Here is a 13,717-nt window from a genome sequence, read left to right as displayed (position 1 = left end):
GAACAGCCAGTAACATCACGGTTACGCAGGGATCTCCGGGGTATTACAGCTGGCACACCACAAGCGGGTTCCGGAAAGCCAACGGGCTGGTAGTGTTCGGCCCGTAAGCGCCGCACAAGCGGGCACCGGATCACAAATCCGGGCCTGTCAAGGGCATGGATTCGCAGGGATGACGACTCCACGCGGCGCGGTCACCAGATATGAACGCCGGGGTACCCGGTGACTTCGTCCTGCCCACATCTCCTTCTGTGAGCGACACATGATCAACGCATCCCCATCACCGGAGCCGGTGGCCGAGAACTTCATCTCGGAAGATCCGGCTTGGTACAAGCGGGCGGTGTTCTACGAGGTTCTCGTCCGGGGGTTCAAGGACTCCAACGGCGACGGCACCGGAGATCTTCGCGGCCTCGTCGAGAAGCTCGACTATCTCGAGTGGCTGGGCGTCGACTGCCTCTGGTTGTTGCCGCTCTACGAATCGCCGCTGCGCGACGGCGGCTACGACATCTCCGACTACATGAAGATCCTGCCGGACTTCGGGGATCTCGCCGATTTCATCCAACTGGTGGAGGCCGCCCACGAACGCGGCCTGCGGATCATCACCGACCTGGTGATGAACCACACCTCTGATCGGCATCCCTGGTTCCAGGCGTCCCGTCACGACCCTGAGGGCCCGTACGGCGACTTCTACGTCTGGTCGGACGAGCCGACGGGCTACCCCGACGCGCCGATCATCTTCGTCGGCGCCGAGGAGTCCAACTGGACCTGGGACCCTGTGCGCAAGCAGTACTACTGGCACCGGTTCTTCCATCACCAGCCGGATCTCAACTATGACAACCCGGCGGTGCAGGAGGCCATGCTGGAGGTGCTGCGCTTCTGGCTCGACCTGGGCATCGACGGGTTCCGGCTGGACGCGGTGCCGTACCTGTTCGAGCGGGAGGGCACCGCGTGCGCCGGCCTGCCGGAGACGCACGCCTACCTGAAGAAGGTCCGGGCCGAGGTCGACCGCCTCTACCCTGACCGGGTGCTGCTGGCCGAGGCCAACGGCTGGCCGGAGGACGTCGTCGAGTACTTCGGCGACCCGACGGTCGGCGGCGACGAGTGCCACATGGCCTTCCACTTCCCGCTGATGCCGCGCATCTACATGGCGGTGAAGAAGGAGACCCGGGAGCCGATCTCCGAGATCATGTCCCGTACGCCGAAGCTGCCGGACACCGCGCAGTGGGGCATCTTCCTCCGCAACCACGACGAGCTGACGCTCGAGACGGTGACCGAGGAAGAGCGCGACTACATGCACAGCGAGTACGCCAAGGACCCGCGGATGCGGGCCTACCTCGGCATCCGCCGCCGGCTGGCGCCGTTGCTCGACAACGACCGCGACCGGATCGAGCTGTTCACCGCCCTGCTGCTGTCGCTGCCCGGCTCGCCCGTCATGTACTACGGCGACGAGATCGGCATGGGCGACAACATCTGGCTGGAGGACCGCGACTCGGTGCGCACGCCGATGCAGTGGAGCCCCGACCGCAACGCGGGCTTCTCCACCGGCGATCCGGGCCGGCTCTACCTGCCGGTGGTCATGGACCCGATCTACGGCTACCAGGCCATCAACGTGGAGGCCCAGCAGCGCAGCGAGGGGTCGCTGCTCCACTTCACCCGCAAGATGCTGCAGATCCGGCGCGACCACCCGGTGTTCGGCACCGGCTCGTACACGGAGATGTGGTCGTCCAACCCGTCGGTCCTCACGTACGTGCGTGAGGAGGGCGACGACGTGATGCTCTGCGTGAACAACCTGTCGAAGTTCCCGCAGCCGGTGGAGCTGGACCTGCGCCGGTTCGAGGGCATGACGCCGGTGGAGGCGCGCGGCGGCGTGCACTTCCCGGTGATCGGCGCCCTGCCCTACCTGCTGACCCTGCCGGGTCACGGCTTCTACTGGTTCGCGCTGCGGCGAGAGGCGACGCGCTGACCGATCACCGCCCGGTGACCAGGTGACTGGTCACCGGGCGGTGGCGTTTCCGCAGGTCAGCGGGCGGTGATCGGCACCTGGGCGCGGGCGGCGCGGCGGGCCGGGATGAGCGCCACCGCGAGGGCCGTGCCCACGGCCAGCAGCACCGCCAGGGCCAGCGTCACCGGCGAGGGCGGGCGGCCGATCCCGGCGCCCACCCCGCTGGTGTGACCCTGCAGGTCGATCAGCCCGGTCGCCACCGAGGCCCCGGCCGCGGCTCCCGCCACGACGCCCAGGATCACCAGCAGGCCGGTGCCGGTCACGAGGGTGGCCATCACCTGGCGGGGTGTCAGCCCCATCGCCTTCAGCACGGCCAGGTCCGCCGCGTGGTCGCGCAGCCCGAGCGCGCTGGCGGTGAGCAGGTTGGCCAGCCCGATCAGGGTGAGCACGGCGGTCAGCGCCACGATCACCACCCGGATCATCGCCAGCCGGTCGGCGGGGTTGACCGCGGCCTGCACCTCCAGGTTCTCCCCTGACTCCGCCAGCAGCCGGGCCGCCACCTCGTCGCGGCTCGCCCCCGGATGCAGGGCGAGCGCGTAGTACTCGGGCGGCACGGAGTCCTTGGCCGCCAGGCTGTCGAGGCCGACCGACAGCACCTCGCCGTCCTGGTCGGGCTCGACGGTGCGGCCGACGACGCGCACGATCAGCGGCGAGCCGCCCACGGTCAGCCGCACCCGGTCGCCGATCTTCACGCCGAGCAGGTCGAGCAGCCCCTGCCCGGCCACGGCCTCGCCGGGCTCGGCGTACATGCGGCCCTCGACGACCGGGAACGGGTAGCGGTCGGAGGCGGAGCCGCCGACCGCCCGCACCCGGACGGACCGGCCCTCTCCGGGCGCCAGCGCGTTCACGTCGGTGCCGGGATAGACGGCGGCCACGTCGCGGTCGGCGCCGGCCAGCCGCGCGGCCTGGGCCGCCTCCAGCTTGCCGGGGCGCACGTAGAGCGAGGCGTGCTGGCCGACCTGCTCGGGATTGCGGGCGAAGTTGTCGAGCGTGGCCCACACGCCCAGCCCGATCGTGATCATCATCATCGGCACGGCCAGCCCGAACACGGTCAGGAACGCGGGCACCCGGCGGGTGAAGGCGTCTCTGGTGCCCAGCACGAGCGCGGGCGGCAGCCGTACCAGCAGCGCGAGCCTGGCCAGCCTGGACAGGCGGCCGCCGGGCGGCTGGGAGGGCGCGGCCGGGATGGGCGGGGTGCGCCCGCCGCGCCAGGCCGGCACGCCGACCGCGGCCAGCACGGCCAGGGCGGTGCCCGCGACGATGGTGAGCACGGGTATCGGCGCGACGGAGCTGGCGCCGACGGCCAGAGCGGTGACCGCCCAGCCGGCGACCGTGCCGAGCGCGACGCCGATCAGGCCGAGCGCGCCGTGCTCGACCAGCAGCAGCAGCGCGACCTGGCCGCGGGTGAAGCCCATGGACTTGAGCGTCGCCAGGTCGCGGAGCTGGCCCAGCACGCGTCCGCCGGCCGCGTTGGCCAGCGCGAGCGCCGCCGCCACCAGGCCGCCCACGCCGAACAGCGCGAGCATGGTGCCGAGCAGCCGGTTGTCGAGCTCCATGGCGGCCCTGATCTCGCGCCAGGTGTAGAGCCGCTGGAGCTGGTCGTCGAGCATGACGACGACCCGCTGGGAGACCACCTGGGCGGCGTCGGCGTCGGTCAGCCGCAGCCCGGTCACCCACTCGCTGCGGCCCAGCATCGGCTCGATCCGGTCGAGCGCCTCGGGCAGCACCCAGCCCAGGCCGGGAGTCCACTCCGGGTAGAAGCCCTGGTCGGCGGAGTCGGCGATGCCGCGCACGTACAGCGTGTGGCGCTGGCCGCTGAGCGCGACGACGGTGAACGGGGCGCCGATCCGCAGCCGCAGTTCGCGGGCGAAGGAGCGCTCGACGACCACGCCGTCGGGCTGCGCGGGGTCGAGCCAGCCGCCCTCGACGACCGCGGGATGCGCCACGCGGGGCGGCGTGGCGGGCATCGCGCGCAGCGAGGCGGGCTCGCGCCTGCCGTCCTGCAGCGCGGTGACGGGGGCCGACCGGTACGGGCCGGCGGTGGCCGTCACCCCGTCGAGCGCCTGCACGCCGGCCAGCTGGGCGGTGTTGTCGCGGGTGTAGAGCCAGACGTGGGCGCCTTCGGTCTGGGCGAACAGGCCGCGCCACGGGTTGGTGGAGTCTTCCAGGAGGGTCACCGCGGTGATCAGGGCGGCCACGATGCCGGCCACGGCGAGCACGGTCAGCGTCGCCTGGCCCTTCCTGGCCCGCAGGTCCGCCCTGATCCAGCGGCTGCCCGCGCGTGCGGTGCTCATCGCAGGTCGATCACTTCTCCGACGGTGCGCCGGCGGGGCCTGGCGATGCGGCCGTCGTCCACGATCTCGCCGTCGAGCAGGCTGACCACCCGGTCGGCGAGCGCGGCCACGCGTGCGTCGTGGGTGACCATGACGATCGTCTGGCCGTCCTTGTGGACCCGGCCGAGCAGGCGGAGCACGTCGCGGGTGTTGCGGCTGTCGAGGTTGCCGGTGGGCTCGTCGGCCAGCAGCACGCTGGGCTGGTTGGCGAGCGCGCGGGCGAGCGCGACCCGCTGCTGCTCGCCGCCGGAGAGCTGGGCGGGCGAGGCGTCGGCCCGGTCGCCGAGGTTGAGCGCGCCCAGGAGGTCCTCGCGGCGCTCGCGGGCCTCCCTGGGCGAGGCCCCGGCCAGCAGCGCGGGCAGCTCGACGTTGTCGGCCACGGTCATGTTGGCGACCAGGTTGAAGAACTGGAAGACGAAGCCGATCTTCTTGCGGCGCAGCAGCGCCCAGGCGCTCTCGGAGAGGGTGTCGGCCCGCTTGCCGTCGAGCCAGATCTCCCCGCTGGTGCGGGAGTCGAGGCCGCCGAGCATGTGGACGAGCGTCGACTTCCCGGACCCCGAAGGGCCCATCACGGCCACGAACTCCCCCGCGTCGACCTGGAGGTCCACGCCGCGCACGGCGGGCACCGGCACCGCGCCGCCGGAGTAGATCTTCACCAGGTTGATCGCCTTGAGCACGGCCTCGTCACTCATGCGAGGTCCTCCTGACAACGTTCGAGCCAGTCGAGATCGGCCTGAAGGTGGAGCATCGCACCTTCGATGAGCAGTATGGCGATCTTGTCATCCGGAGAGGTGCGGTCGAGCAGTTCGTTGAGGTCCTTCATCAGCGACAGGTAGTGGCGGCGCTGCCGGTTGATCAGCACCATCCGGTCGGCGATGCCGGTCATCGGGGCCAGCACCAGCTTCATGAAGAACTCGTCGCGCACCCGCGGACCCTCGGTCGGCTCGTCGACCCACAGGTGGAGCACGTCGCGGCCCTTGGCCGTGAGGTAGTAGACCTTCTTGTTCGGCCGGTTGGACTGCTCGACGTCGACGGCTCTCACCAGGCCGTCCTTCTCCAGCCGGCCCAACGTCACATAGATCTGCCCGATGTTGGGCGACGGGTAGGCGCTTCCGAAGGTCTGTTCAAGGTCCTGTTTCAGTTCGTAGCCGTGGGCAGGCTCCTTGGCCAGAAGCGCCAGCAGGTGAAGCCGCACCGCCTCACCTCCCCGTGTGTTACGGATGCGTTACATGGCTTGCCGTTGACCACCAGATTACCGGTGTGCATAACATGAATGCATCTACCTAACACGTATGTAACCCCCGTGCACAAGGAGGGAAAAACCGGTGCTCCGTCGTCTGGCGATCGTCCTGGCCGTCCTCGCGGCGTCCGGAGGGTGCGCGGCGACGGGCGATGACGGTGGCGGCGAGTCCCGGGCGGGAAGCACCGGCCCGATCACGTTCGCCACCGGGCGCGACACCACGGCGTACCTTCAACCCTTGCTGGATCGCTGGAACCAGGCCCACCCGGCCGAGAAGGTGACGCTCATCGAGCTGCCCGAGGCGGCCGACGAGCAGCGCGCCCAGATGGTGGCCAACTTGCAGGCCCGCAGCACCCGTTACGACGTGCTCGGGCTGGACGTGGTGTGGACCGCGGAGTTCGCGGAGAACGGCTGGATCATCCCCTTGGAGCGCGGGTCCTTCCCGCTCGACAAGTTCCTGCCGCCTGTCGTGAAGACCGCGATCTACAAGGACAAGCTGTGGGCGGTCCCGTACACGAGCAACGCGGGGCTGCTCTACTACCGCACCGACCTGGTGAAGAAGCCGCCGCGCACGTGGGCGGAACTTCGCGAACAGACCCAAAAGATCACGAAAAAGCACGATATCGAGGGTTATGCCGGACAGTTCCTCGCGTACGAGGGACTGACCGTCAACTTCTCCGAGGCCGTGCAGTCGGCGGGAGGCCAGCTCCTCAGCGCCGACGGCACCAGGGTGACCCTCGAACCCGCCGCCGCGACGACCGCGCTGGAGTTCCTCCAGCAGGGCCTGCGCGAAGGCTGGATCCCCGAGGAGTCGCTCAACTACAAGGAGGAGGAGTCCCGCCTGGCCTTCCAGGAAGGCCGGCTCGCCTTCGCCCGCAACTGGCCGCACGCCTACGGGCCGGCCAGGAACAGGCTCGGCGACAAGGTCGCGGTCACCACGCTGCCGGGCCCCGACGGGCCGGGGAGCAGCTCGCTGGGCGGCATCAACCTGGCCATCAGCGCCTACTCGCAGCACCAGCAGACCGCGACGGAGTTCATCCGTTACTTCACGAGCCTGGAGAACGAGCGCCGGGTCCTCACCGAGGGGTCGTTCCCGCCGGTGTGGACCGAACTCTACGACGACCCAGAGCTCATCGAGCGCTTTCCGTACCTGCCCGTACTCAAGGAGAGCATCCTCGCCGCCGAGCCGCGCGCGGCGAGCCCGCACTACAACCAGCTCAGCCTGGTGATCGCGAGCACGGTCGCCAAAGCGCTCACCCCCCCGATCAGCGAGTCCGCGAACGACGTGGCGGCCTCGCTGAAAGCTGAACTCGAAGAGATCATCAGAACCCAGTGAGGCAAGCCATGCGTAAAGGCAGAGCAACAGCGATTCTGGCCGGACTGGCGCTGGCGGTGACCGCTTGCGGCAACGCCCCGACGACCTCCCAGCCGACCGAGTCCGCTCCCGCCGCCAGCGAGAGCGGCGGCGCCAAGACGCTCGAAGGCGTCACGCTCGAAGTCGCCGCCAAGTGGACCGGCGAGGAGCAGAAGAACTTCGAGCAGGTGCTCAAGGCCTTCTCCGACAAGACCGGCGCCAAGGTCACCTATGCCTCCACCGGTGAGGACACCGGCGCCTACCTCGGCCCGCGCATCCAGGGCGGCAGCCCGCCCGACGTGGCGATCCTGCCGCAGCCGGGCCTGGTCCAGCAGTACGCCGAGCAGAAGGCGCTCAAGCCGCTCACCGAGGACGTCACCAAGGAGATCGACGCCAACTACACCGAATACTGGAAGGAGCTCGGCTCCGCCGACGGCCAGGTGTACGGCGTGCTGATCAAGGCGGCACACAAGTCGCTGGTCTGGTACCAGTCGAAGGCCTTCGAGGACGCCGGCGTGCAGCCGCCCACCACGTGGGACGAGCTGGTGACCGCCTCGCAGACGATCGCCGACTCCGGCACCGCGCCGTTCTCGTTCTGCGGCGCCTCCGGCTGGACGCTGACCGACCTGTTCGAGAACGTCTACCTGTCCTCGGCCGGCCCGGAGAAGTACGACCAGCTCTCCAAGCACGAGATCCCCTGGACCGACCCCAGCGTCGCCACGGCCCTGGAGAAGATCGCGCAGATCGCCGGCAAGAAGGAGTTCGTCGCGGGCGGCACCTCCGGCGCGCTGCAGACCGACTTCCCGACCTGCGTCACCAAGGTCTACGGCGAGAAGGAAGCCGCGATGGTGATCGAGGCCGACTTCGTCGCCGTCACGGCCGAGGAGTCCGGCGCCAAGGTCGGCGAGGAGGCCAAGTACTTCCCGTTCCCGAAGGTGGGCGACACCGCTCCGGTCGTGCTCGGCGGTGACGTCGCGGTGGCCATGAAGGACTCCCCCGGCGCCATGGCGCTGCTGCAGTTCCTGGCCTCCAAGGAGGGCGGCGAGGTCTGGGCCAAGCTGCCCGGCTACCTGTCCCCCAACAGGAACGTCTCCCCCGACAACTACCCGAACGAGATGACCAAGCAGCTCGGCCAGACGATCGTCACGGCCGGTGAGTCGGTCCGCTACGACATGTCCGACCTCGCGCCGAGCGCCTTCGGCGGCACCGACGGCAAGGGCGAGTGGAAGGTCCTGCAGGACTTCCTGCGCGACCCGAGTGACGTCAAGGGCGCCCAGGAGGCGCTCGAAGCAGAGGCCAAGAAGGCCTGGAAGTAAAGAGGCATGGCCGTGACCGAAAGGTTGGACGGCCCCCAGGACCCGCCCGTGGACGACACGGGCGGGCCTACCTCGGGACCGGCTGATACCCCCCGCACACGACGACGCCTCGGCCCGTCACCCACGATCGCCATCGTCTTCCTGCTGCCGGCGGCCCTGCTCCTCGGCATCTGGGTGGTCTACCCGATCGGATACTCGATCGTCCGCAGCATGTACGACTCCACCAACCAGGTGTTCGTCGGGCTGGAGAACTACGGGACGATCTTCAGTGACGCCGGGACGCTGAAGACCATCCGCAACAACCTGATCTGGGTGATCGTCGCCCCGATCGTGGTCACCACGATCGGCCTGATCTTCGCGGTGCTGACCGAGCGCATCAAGTGGGCGACCGCGTTCAAGCTGATCGTCTTCATGCCGATGGCCGTCTCGCTGATGGCCGCCGGCGTCATCTTCCGCCTCGTGTACGACGAGGACCCGGACAAGGGCGTGGCCAACGCCATCATGACCGTGGTGCACGACACGTTCTCCTCCTCGCAGGGCTATCCGGAGGCGCGCGCCCGCGAGGGCGACCAGTCACCGGTGGCCGCCCAGGAGGACGGCTCGGTCGTCACCAAGCAGCCGGTGGAGTCCGGCCAGACCGTGCTGATCCCGATCGTGGGCGTCAAGCCGGAGGTGATGCCCGCGGACGCCCAGCCGGCGGTCGCGGCGACCGGCGGCGACGGGCTGTCGGGCACGGTGTGGTTCGACTTCACCCCGGGCGGCGGCGGCGTGAACGGCCAGCCGGACCCCACGGAGAAGGGCCTGCCCGGGATGACCGTGGAGGCCGTGAGCGACGGCGAGGTGGCGGCGACCGCCACGACGGCCGCTGACGGCTCGTTCCGGTTCGACGGCCTGCCCTCGGGCTCCTACGAGGTACGGCTGCCGCAGGAGAACTTCACGGCCGCGTACAACGGCCTGACCTGGCTCGGCCCGACGCTCATCACACCGGCGATCATCGGGGCTTTCGTCTGGGTGTGGGCCGGGTTCGCCATGGTGCTGATCGCGGCCGGCCTGGCGGCCATCCCGCGTGACGCGCTGGAGGCGGCCCGCATCGACGGCGCCACCGAATGGCAGGTGTTCCGCAGGATCACGGTGCCGTTGCTGTCGCCGGTGCTGCTCGTCGTCTTCGTGACGATGATCATCAATACGTTGAAGGTGTTCGACCTGGTGTTCATCATCGCACCGCCGTCGGTTCAGCCGGAGGCGAACGTGATCGCGCTGGAGATGTGGCGGGTCGCGTTCGGCGGCGGGAACAACCAGGGGCTCGGCAGCGCGCTGGCCGTCTTCCTGCTGATCCTGGTCCTGCCCTTCATGATCATGAACATCCGCAGGTTCAAGAGGGGTGAGTCATGACCACGGCCACGGCCACGGCCCCGGCGCAGAGCCACGCCGGCGCGCCACGGCGAAACCTGGCCGGACGCATCGTCGACCGCCTCGGCAGCGGCGTCGTCCAGGTCGTGATGATCCTGCTCGGCCTGTTCTGGCTGGTGCCCACCCTGGGCCTGCTGGTGGTCTCGCTGCGCACGACCGAGGTCAACAACGCCGAGGGCTGGTGGACGATCTTCACCAAGCCCGCCGAGATCACCATCGCCAACTACGCCGACCTGCTGGCCGGCGGCTTCGGGGCGTCCTTCTGGAACACCGTGGCCATCACGGTGCCGACCACGATCCTGGTCATCGGCATCGCGGCCATGGCGGCGTACGCGTTCGCCTGGATGGAGTTCCCCGGCCGGGACCTGCTGTTCCTGGTCGTGGTCGGGCTGCTGATCGTGCCGATCCAGATCGCGCTGATCCCCGTGGCCGCGCTCTACGGCCAGGTCGGGATCTTCGGCTCGATCCCCGGCGTCGTGCTCTTCCACGTGGCGTTCGGGCTGCCGTTCGCGATCTTCCTGCTCCGTAACTTCTTCATCGGCATCCCGGCCTCCCTGCTGGAGGCGGCGCGGATGGACGGGGCGCCGGAGTGGCGGATCTTCGTGTCGGTGGTGTTCCCGCTGGGCAAGCCCGCCATCGCCTCGCTCGGCATCTTCCAGTTCCTCTGGGTGTGGAACGACATGCTGATCGCGCTGGTCTACGCCAACCCGGCGAACCAGCCGATGACCAAGTACCTCCAGTCCCAGATGCGGCAGTTCGGCACCAACATGGACATCCTCTCGTCCGGCGCCTTCCTGTCGCTGATCATCCCGCTGGTGCTGTTCTTCGCGTTCCAGCGTTACTTCGTCCAGGGCATGATGGCCGGCTCGGTGAAGTGACCCAAGCGGGCGCCCGTCTTCCCGCGGGGGCGCGGGCGCCCGCCCTTGGTGATCATTTCTCCGGGTTCCGTACGCATCGCCCGCCAGACCTGGCTAAGCTCAACGCCCATGGCCGGACGTCCACTGAACGAAGTCGTCGAAGCCGGATGGGCCCGCGCGCTGGAGCCCGTGGCCGAGCGCATCGCCCACATGGGCGAGTTCCTCCGCAACGAGATCGCCGAAGGCAGGCAGTACCTCCCTTCGGGAGCCAACGTGCTGCGTGCCTTCAACCAGCCCTTCGATGATGTCAGGGTCCTGATCGTGGGTCAGGATCCGTACCCCACCCCGGGTCACCCCGTCGGGCTGTCGTTCTCCGTCGCCCCCGACGTGCGGCCGCTGCCGGGCAGCCTGGTCAACATCTACAAGGAGATGGAGTCCGACCTGGGGCTGCCCAGGCCGGCCAACGGCGACCTCACTCCCTGGGCCGACCAGGGCGTGCTGCTGCTCAACAGGGTGCTGACGGTGATGCCGGGCAAGCCCGCCTCCCACCGGGGCAAGGGCTGGGAAGAGGTCACCGAGCAGGCCATCCGCGCCCTGGTCGCGCGTGAGAAGCCGATGGTGGCCATCCTGTGGGGCCGCGACGCCCGCAATCTCGCGCCCATGCTGGGCTCCGTGCCGCGCGTCGAGTCCGCCCACCCGTCGCCGCTGTCGGCGCGCAGCGGGTTCTTCGGCTCCCGCCCGTTCAGCCGCGCGAACGAACTGCTCGCCCAGCAAGGCGCGGCCCCCGTGGAGTGGAAGCTGCCCTAGGCTCGTCGCATGAGTGACGCACAGAAGTTCCTACGACTCACGGTCGAGCTGACGGTCGAAGTGCTCGACGTGGACGCCCTGCAGGCGGCGGCCCTGGCGGAGATCCGCCACCCCGAGGCCGAGCTGACCGACGAAGAGCGCAGCGAGCAGGCCGAGCTGGTCAAGTCCGACGAGACCGGCGCCTCCGCCCTCCAGTGGCTGATCGAGCCAGAGCACGTGCTGCAGCTCGTCGACCACATCGACGAGATCGAGCCGCGTGAGGCGATGCTCGGCGTCGAGCCCTCCGAGGGCCCGGCCGAGGACGAGGAGGAGGCGGAGGACGAGCACCTCCACCTCTGACCGTCCGGCCTGCCACGTTCGTCGGCGCGGACCTGCCGCGCCAGGAGCTCAGGAGGTCACGCCGTGATCGTCGCATTCTCCATCACCCCGCTCGGCGTCGGCGAGGGGGTCGCCGAGCCCGTCGCCAGGGCCGTCAAGGTCGTGCGGGAGAGCGGGCTGCCGAACCACACGGATGCCATGTTCACCACCGTCGAGGGTGAGTGGGACGAGGTGATGGACGTCGTCAAGCGGGCCGTCGACGCGGTGGCGGAGGTCGCTCCCCGGGTGGGGCTCGTGCTCAAGGCCGACCTGCGCCCCGGCGTGACGGACGCCATGACCGGCAAGGTGGAGTCGCTGGAGAAGCACCTGGGCTGAGTTCGAGATATGTCTTGACCGCTCCCGAGACGCGACATATCGTGACCATCGCGATATTACTCGTGCCTCGGGAGGTCGTCATGACGTACCACCGTGTCCCTGTTCTGATCGTCGGCGGCGGCTACGCCGGTCTGAGCGCGGCCCTGCTCCTGGCCTGGCGTGACATCCCCGTCATGCTGGTCGAGCGGCGGCCCGGCACCTCGCTCCAGCCCAAGGCGTTCGGCGTGAATCACCGGGCCGTCGAGTTGCTTCGCTCCGTCCCCGGTGTCGAGCAGGAGCTGAGCGACCTCTGGGCGGGCATCGGTGACAACCTGCGCATCGCCATCGCCTCGGCCCTCGACGACCCCGACCCGCAGATGATCGTCTCGGACGAGCGGGAGGAGTTCGCCTTCATGGCCGAGGCCACCCCCGCCGCGCTCGTGGGCGCCCCGCAGGCCGAGGTCGAGCGCATCCTGCGGGAGCGCGCCGAGGATCTCGGCGCCGACCTGCGGTTCTCCACCGAGCTGGTCGCGCTCCACCAGGACGGCGCGGGCGTCACCGCCACCGTCCGCTCCGACGACGGGCCGGTCACGGTGCGCGCCGACTACGTGGTGGCCGCCGACGGCTACCGCAGCCCGCTGCGCCGGAGCCTCGGCATCCCCGTGACGGGCAAGGGCGAGCTCGGGCGGATGTGCTCGATCATGTTCGACGCCGACCTGTCAGGGCTCGTACGGGAGCGCGAGGTGACGCTCTGGTACCTGCGGAACGACGCGATGACCGGCGTGATCCTCACCGGCACCGGGGTCGGCGCCCACGTCCTCGCGGTCAACTACGACACCGGCGCGGGCCGGAGCGAGGCCGACTTCACCCCCGAACGCTGCGTCGAGCTGGCCCGCGTCGCCACCGGCGTGCCCGACCTGGCGGTGAAGCTGCTCGACCGGACCAGCTTCGCCATGGCGCACGTGCTGGCCGGGCGCTACCGCGAGGGCCGGGTGTTCCTGGCCGGGGACGCGGCCCACACCATGCCGCCCACCGGCGGCCAGGGCGGCAGCCTCGCGCTGCAGGACGGCGCCGACCTGGCCTGGCGCCTCTGGCTGGTGATCACCGGTCAGGCGGGGCCGGACTTCCTGGACTCCTACGACGCCGAACGCCGCCCGATCGGGGTCATGACCGCCGACGCCCAGCTGGCCAACCTCGGCATGCGGATGCCGCCGGCCGCCCGCGTCGGCTATCCCGAGCCGCTCGGCGACCCGCAGGGCGCCGTCCTCGGCGCCCGCTACCACTCCACGGCCGTCATCGAGGATCCGGACGACGACGGCTCCCTGCTGGAGGACCCGCGCCACCCCACCGGCCGGCCCGGCAGCCGGGCCCCGCACGTGCCGCTGACCTGGGAGGGCCGCCCGATGTCCACGATCGACCTGTTCGGCGGCGGGTTCGTGCTCCTGGCCGACGGCGAGGGCGGGCAGTCCTGGTCGGACGCGGGCCGCCTGGTGTCCAGGCGTCTCGGGGTCGCGCTGTCGAGGGTCGTGCTCGGCCACGACGCGGTGGACGTCAAGGGCGAGTGGCGGTCGCGGTACGGCGTCGGCGCGGGCGGGGCGGTCCTGGTCCGCCCGGACGGCTACGTCGCCTGGCGCGCCACCGGCCCCGCCCCCGAACCGGCCACCGCGCTGGAGTCCGCCTTGCGCCGCGTCCTCAGCCGCTGAGATGCGACCTGCCCGGCATAGTTGGG

The 13,717-nt window shown here is 70.0% G+C and carries 12 protein-coding genes; 9 read left to right on the top strand and 3 right to left on the bottom strand.

The window, feature by feature from the left end; all coding sequences use genetic code 11:
• Positions 1–259: 259 nt before the first annotated feature.
• On the top strand, positions 260–1,960 hold the full coding sequence (treS, locus tag AB0K05_RS03575) for a maltose alpha-D-glucosyltransferase (RefSeq protein ID WP_271275446.1): 1,701 nt from the start codon (positions 260–262) through the stop codon (positions 1,958–1,960).
• A 56-nt stretch (positions 1,961–2,016) separates the two neighbouring features.
• Here the strand turns inward: treS and AB0K05_RS03570 are convergent, their stop codons facing one another.
• From AB0K05_RS03570 to AB0K05_RS03560, 3 genes are read right to left on the bottom strand one after another with little or no spacing between them, the layout of a single operon-like run.
• Positions 2,017–4,293, bottom strand: coding sequence for an FtsX-like permease family protein (locus AB0K05_RS03570; RefSeq protein ID WP_364226322.1), 2,277 nt, complete (start codon positions 4,291–4,293; stop codon positions 2,017–2,019).
• Complete coding sequence (locus AB0K05_RS03565) at positions 4,290–5,024, bottom strand: ABC transporter ATP-binding protein (protein WP_148033937.1); 735 nt, start codon at positions 5,022–5,024, stop codon at positions 4,290–4,292. The genes AB0K05_RS03570 and AB0K05_RS03565 overlap by 4 nt, the downstream gene beginning before the upstream one ends.
• Entirely contained in the window at positions 5,021–5,527 is a 507-nt protein-coding gene (locus AB0K05_RS03560) for a PadR family transcriptional regulator (protein WP_148033938.1), read from the bottom strand. The genes AB0K05_RS03565 and AB0K05_RS03560 overlap by 4 nt, the downstream gene beginning before the upstream one ends.
• Before the next feature lie 130 nt (positions 5,528–5,657).
• Here AB0K05_RS03560 and AB0K05_RS03555 point away from each other — a divergent pair, with 130 nt between their 5' ends.
• The 8 genes from AB0K05_RS03555 to AB0K05_RS03520 all read left to right on the top strand — a co-directional run bounded on the left by AB0K05_RS03555 (position 5,658) and on the right by AB0K05_RS03520 (position 13,691).
• Positions 5,658–6,908 (top strand): ABC transporter substrate-binding protein, encoded by a 1,251-nt coding sequence (locus tag AB0K05_RS03555; protein ID WP_364226318.1) that lies wholly within the window; start codon positions 5,658–5,660, stop codon positions 6,906–6,908.
• Positions 6,909–6,916: 8 nt separating this feature from the next.
• Entirely contained in the window at positions 6,917–8,242 is a 1,326-nt protein-coding gene (locus AB0K05_RS03550) for an ABC transporter substrate-binding protein (protein WP_364226315.1), read from the top strand.
• 12 nt (positions 8,243–8,254) lie between these two features.
• Positions 8,255–9,634 carry an ABC transporter permease subunit gene (locus AB0K05_RS03545; protein ID WP_364226312.1) on the top strand — a complete coding sequence of 460 codons (1,380 nt, stop codon included), beginning with the start codon at positions 8,255–8,257 and terminating at the stop codon, positions 9,632–9,634.
• Entirely contained in the window at positions 9,631–10,530 is a 900-nt protein-coding gene (locus tag AB0K05_RS03540) for a carbohydrate ABC transporter permease (protein WP_148033942.1), read from the top strand. Before AB0K05_RS03545 ends, AB0K05_RS03540 begins: the two co-directional genes overlap by 4 nt.
• A 108-nt stretch (positions 10,531–10,638) precedes the next feature.
• A complete protein-coding gene (locus tag AB0K05_RS03535) occupies positions 10,639–11,316 on the top strand; it encodes a uracil-DNA glycosylase (RefSeq protein ID WP_148033943.1) in 678 nt (225 codons plus the stop codon).
• Positions 11,317–11,325: 9 nt separating this feature from the next.
• On the top strand, positions 11,326–11,655 hold the full coding sequence (locus AB0K05_RS03530; RefSeq protein WP_148033944.1) for a hypothetical protein: 330 nt from the start codon (positions 11,326–11,328) through the stop codon (positions 11,653–11,655).
• Between the two features lie 63 nt (positions 11,656–11,718).
• On the top strand, positions 11,719–12,009 hold the full coding sequence (locus AB0K05_RS03525; RefSeq protein WP_148033945.1) for an MTH1187 family thiamine-binding protein: 291 nt from the start codon (positions 11,719–11,721) through the stop codon (positions 12,007–12,009).
• Positions 12,010–12,089: 80 nt separating this feature from the next.
• Positions 12,090–13,691: an FAD-dependent monooxygenase gene (locus AB0K05_RS03520; protein WP_364226306.1), complete on the top strand. Its 1,602-nt coding sequence runs from the start codon at positions 12,090–12,092 to the stop codon at positions 13,689–13,691.
• Positions 13,692–13,717 lie beyond the last annotated feature (26 nt).

The sequence above is a fragment of the Nonomuraea sp. NPDC049486 genome (assembly GCF_040676925.1).
GTDB classification, from domain to species: Bacteria; Actinomycetota; Actinomycetes; order Streptosporangiales; family Streptosporangiaceae; genus Nonomuraea; species Nonomuraea ferruginea.
The sequence above is the reverse complement of the archived record's forward strand: the minus strand, read 5'-3'. Positions and strand labels throughout refer to the sequence as shown.

Excerpts from the sequence above, each read along its gene's own strand:
- AB0K05_RS03565 (WP_148033937.1), bottom strand. The coding sequence starts at position 5,024 with ATGAGTGACGAGGCCGTGCTCAAGGCGATCAACCTGGTGAAGATCTAC.
- AB0K05_RS03530 (WP_148033944.1), top strand. The coding sequence starts at position 11,326 with ATGAGTGACGCACAGAAGTTCCTACGACTCACGGTCGAGCTGACGGTC.
- AB0K05_RS03535 (WP_148033943.1), top strand. The coding sequence starts at position 10,639 with ATGGCCGGACGTCCACTGAACGAAGTCGTCGAAGCCGGATGGGCCCGC.
- treS (WP_271275446.1), top strand. The coding sequence starts at position 260 with ATGATCAACGCATCCCCATCACCGGAGCCGGTGGCCGAGAACTTCATC.
- AB0K05_RS03540 (WP_148033942.1), top strand. The coding sequence starts at position 9,631 with ATGACCACGGCCACGGCCACGGCCCCGGCGCAGAGCCACGCCGGCGCG.
- AB0K05_RS03550 (WP_364226315.1), top strand. The coding sequence starts at position 6,917 with ATGCGTAAAGGCAGAGCAACAGCGATTCTGGCCGGACTGGCGCTGGCG.
- AB0K05_RS03570 (WP_364226322.1), bottom strand. The coding sequence starts at position 4,293 with ATGAGCACCGCACGCGCGGGCAGCCGCTGGATCAGGGCGGACCTGCGG.
- AB0K05_RS03520 (WP_364226306.1), top strand. The coding sequence starts at position 12,090 with ATGACGTACCACCGTGTCCCTGTTCTGATCGTCGGCGGCGGCTACGCC.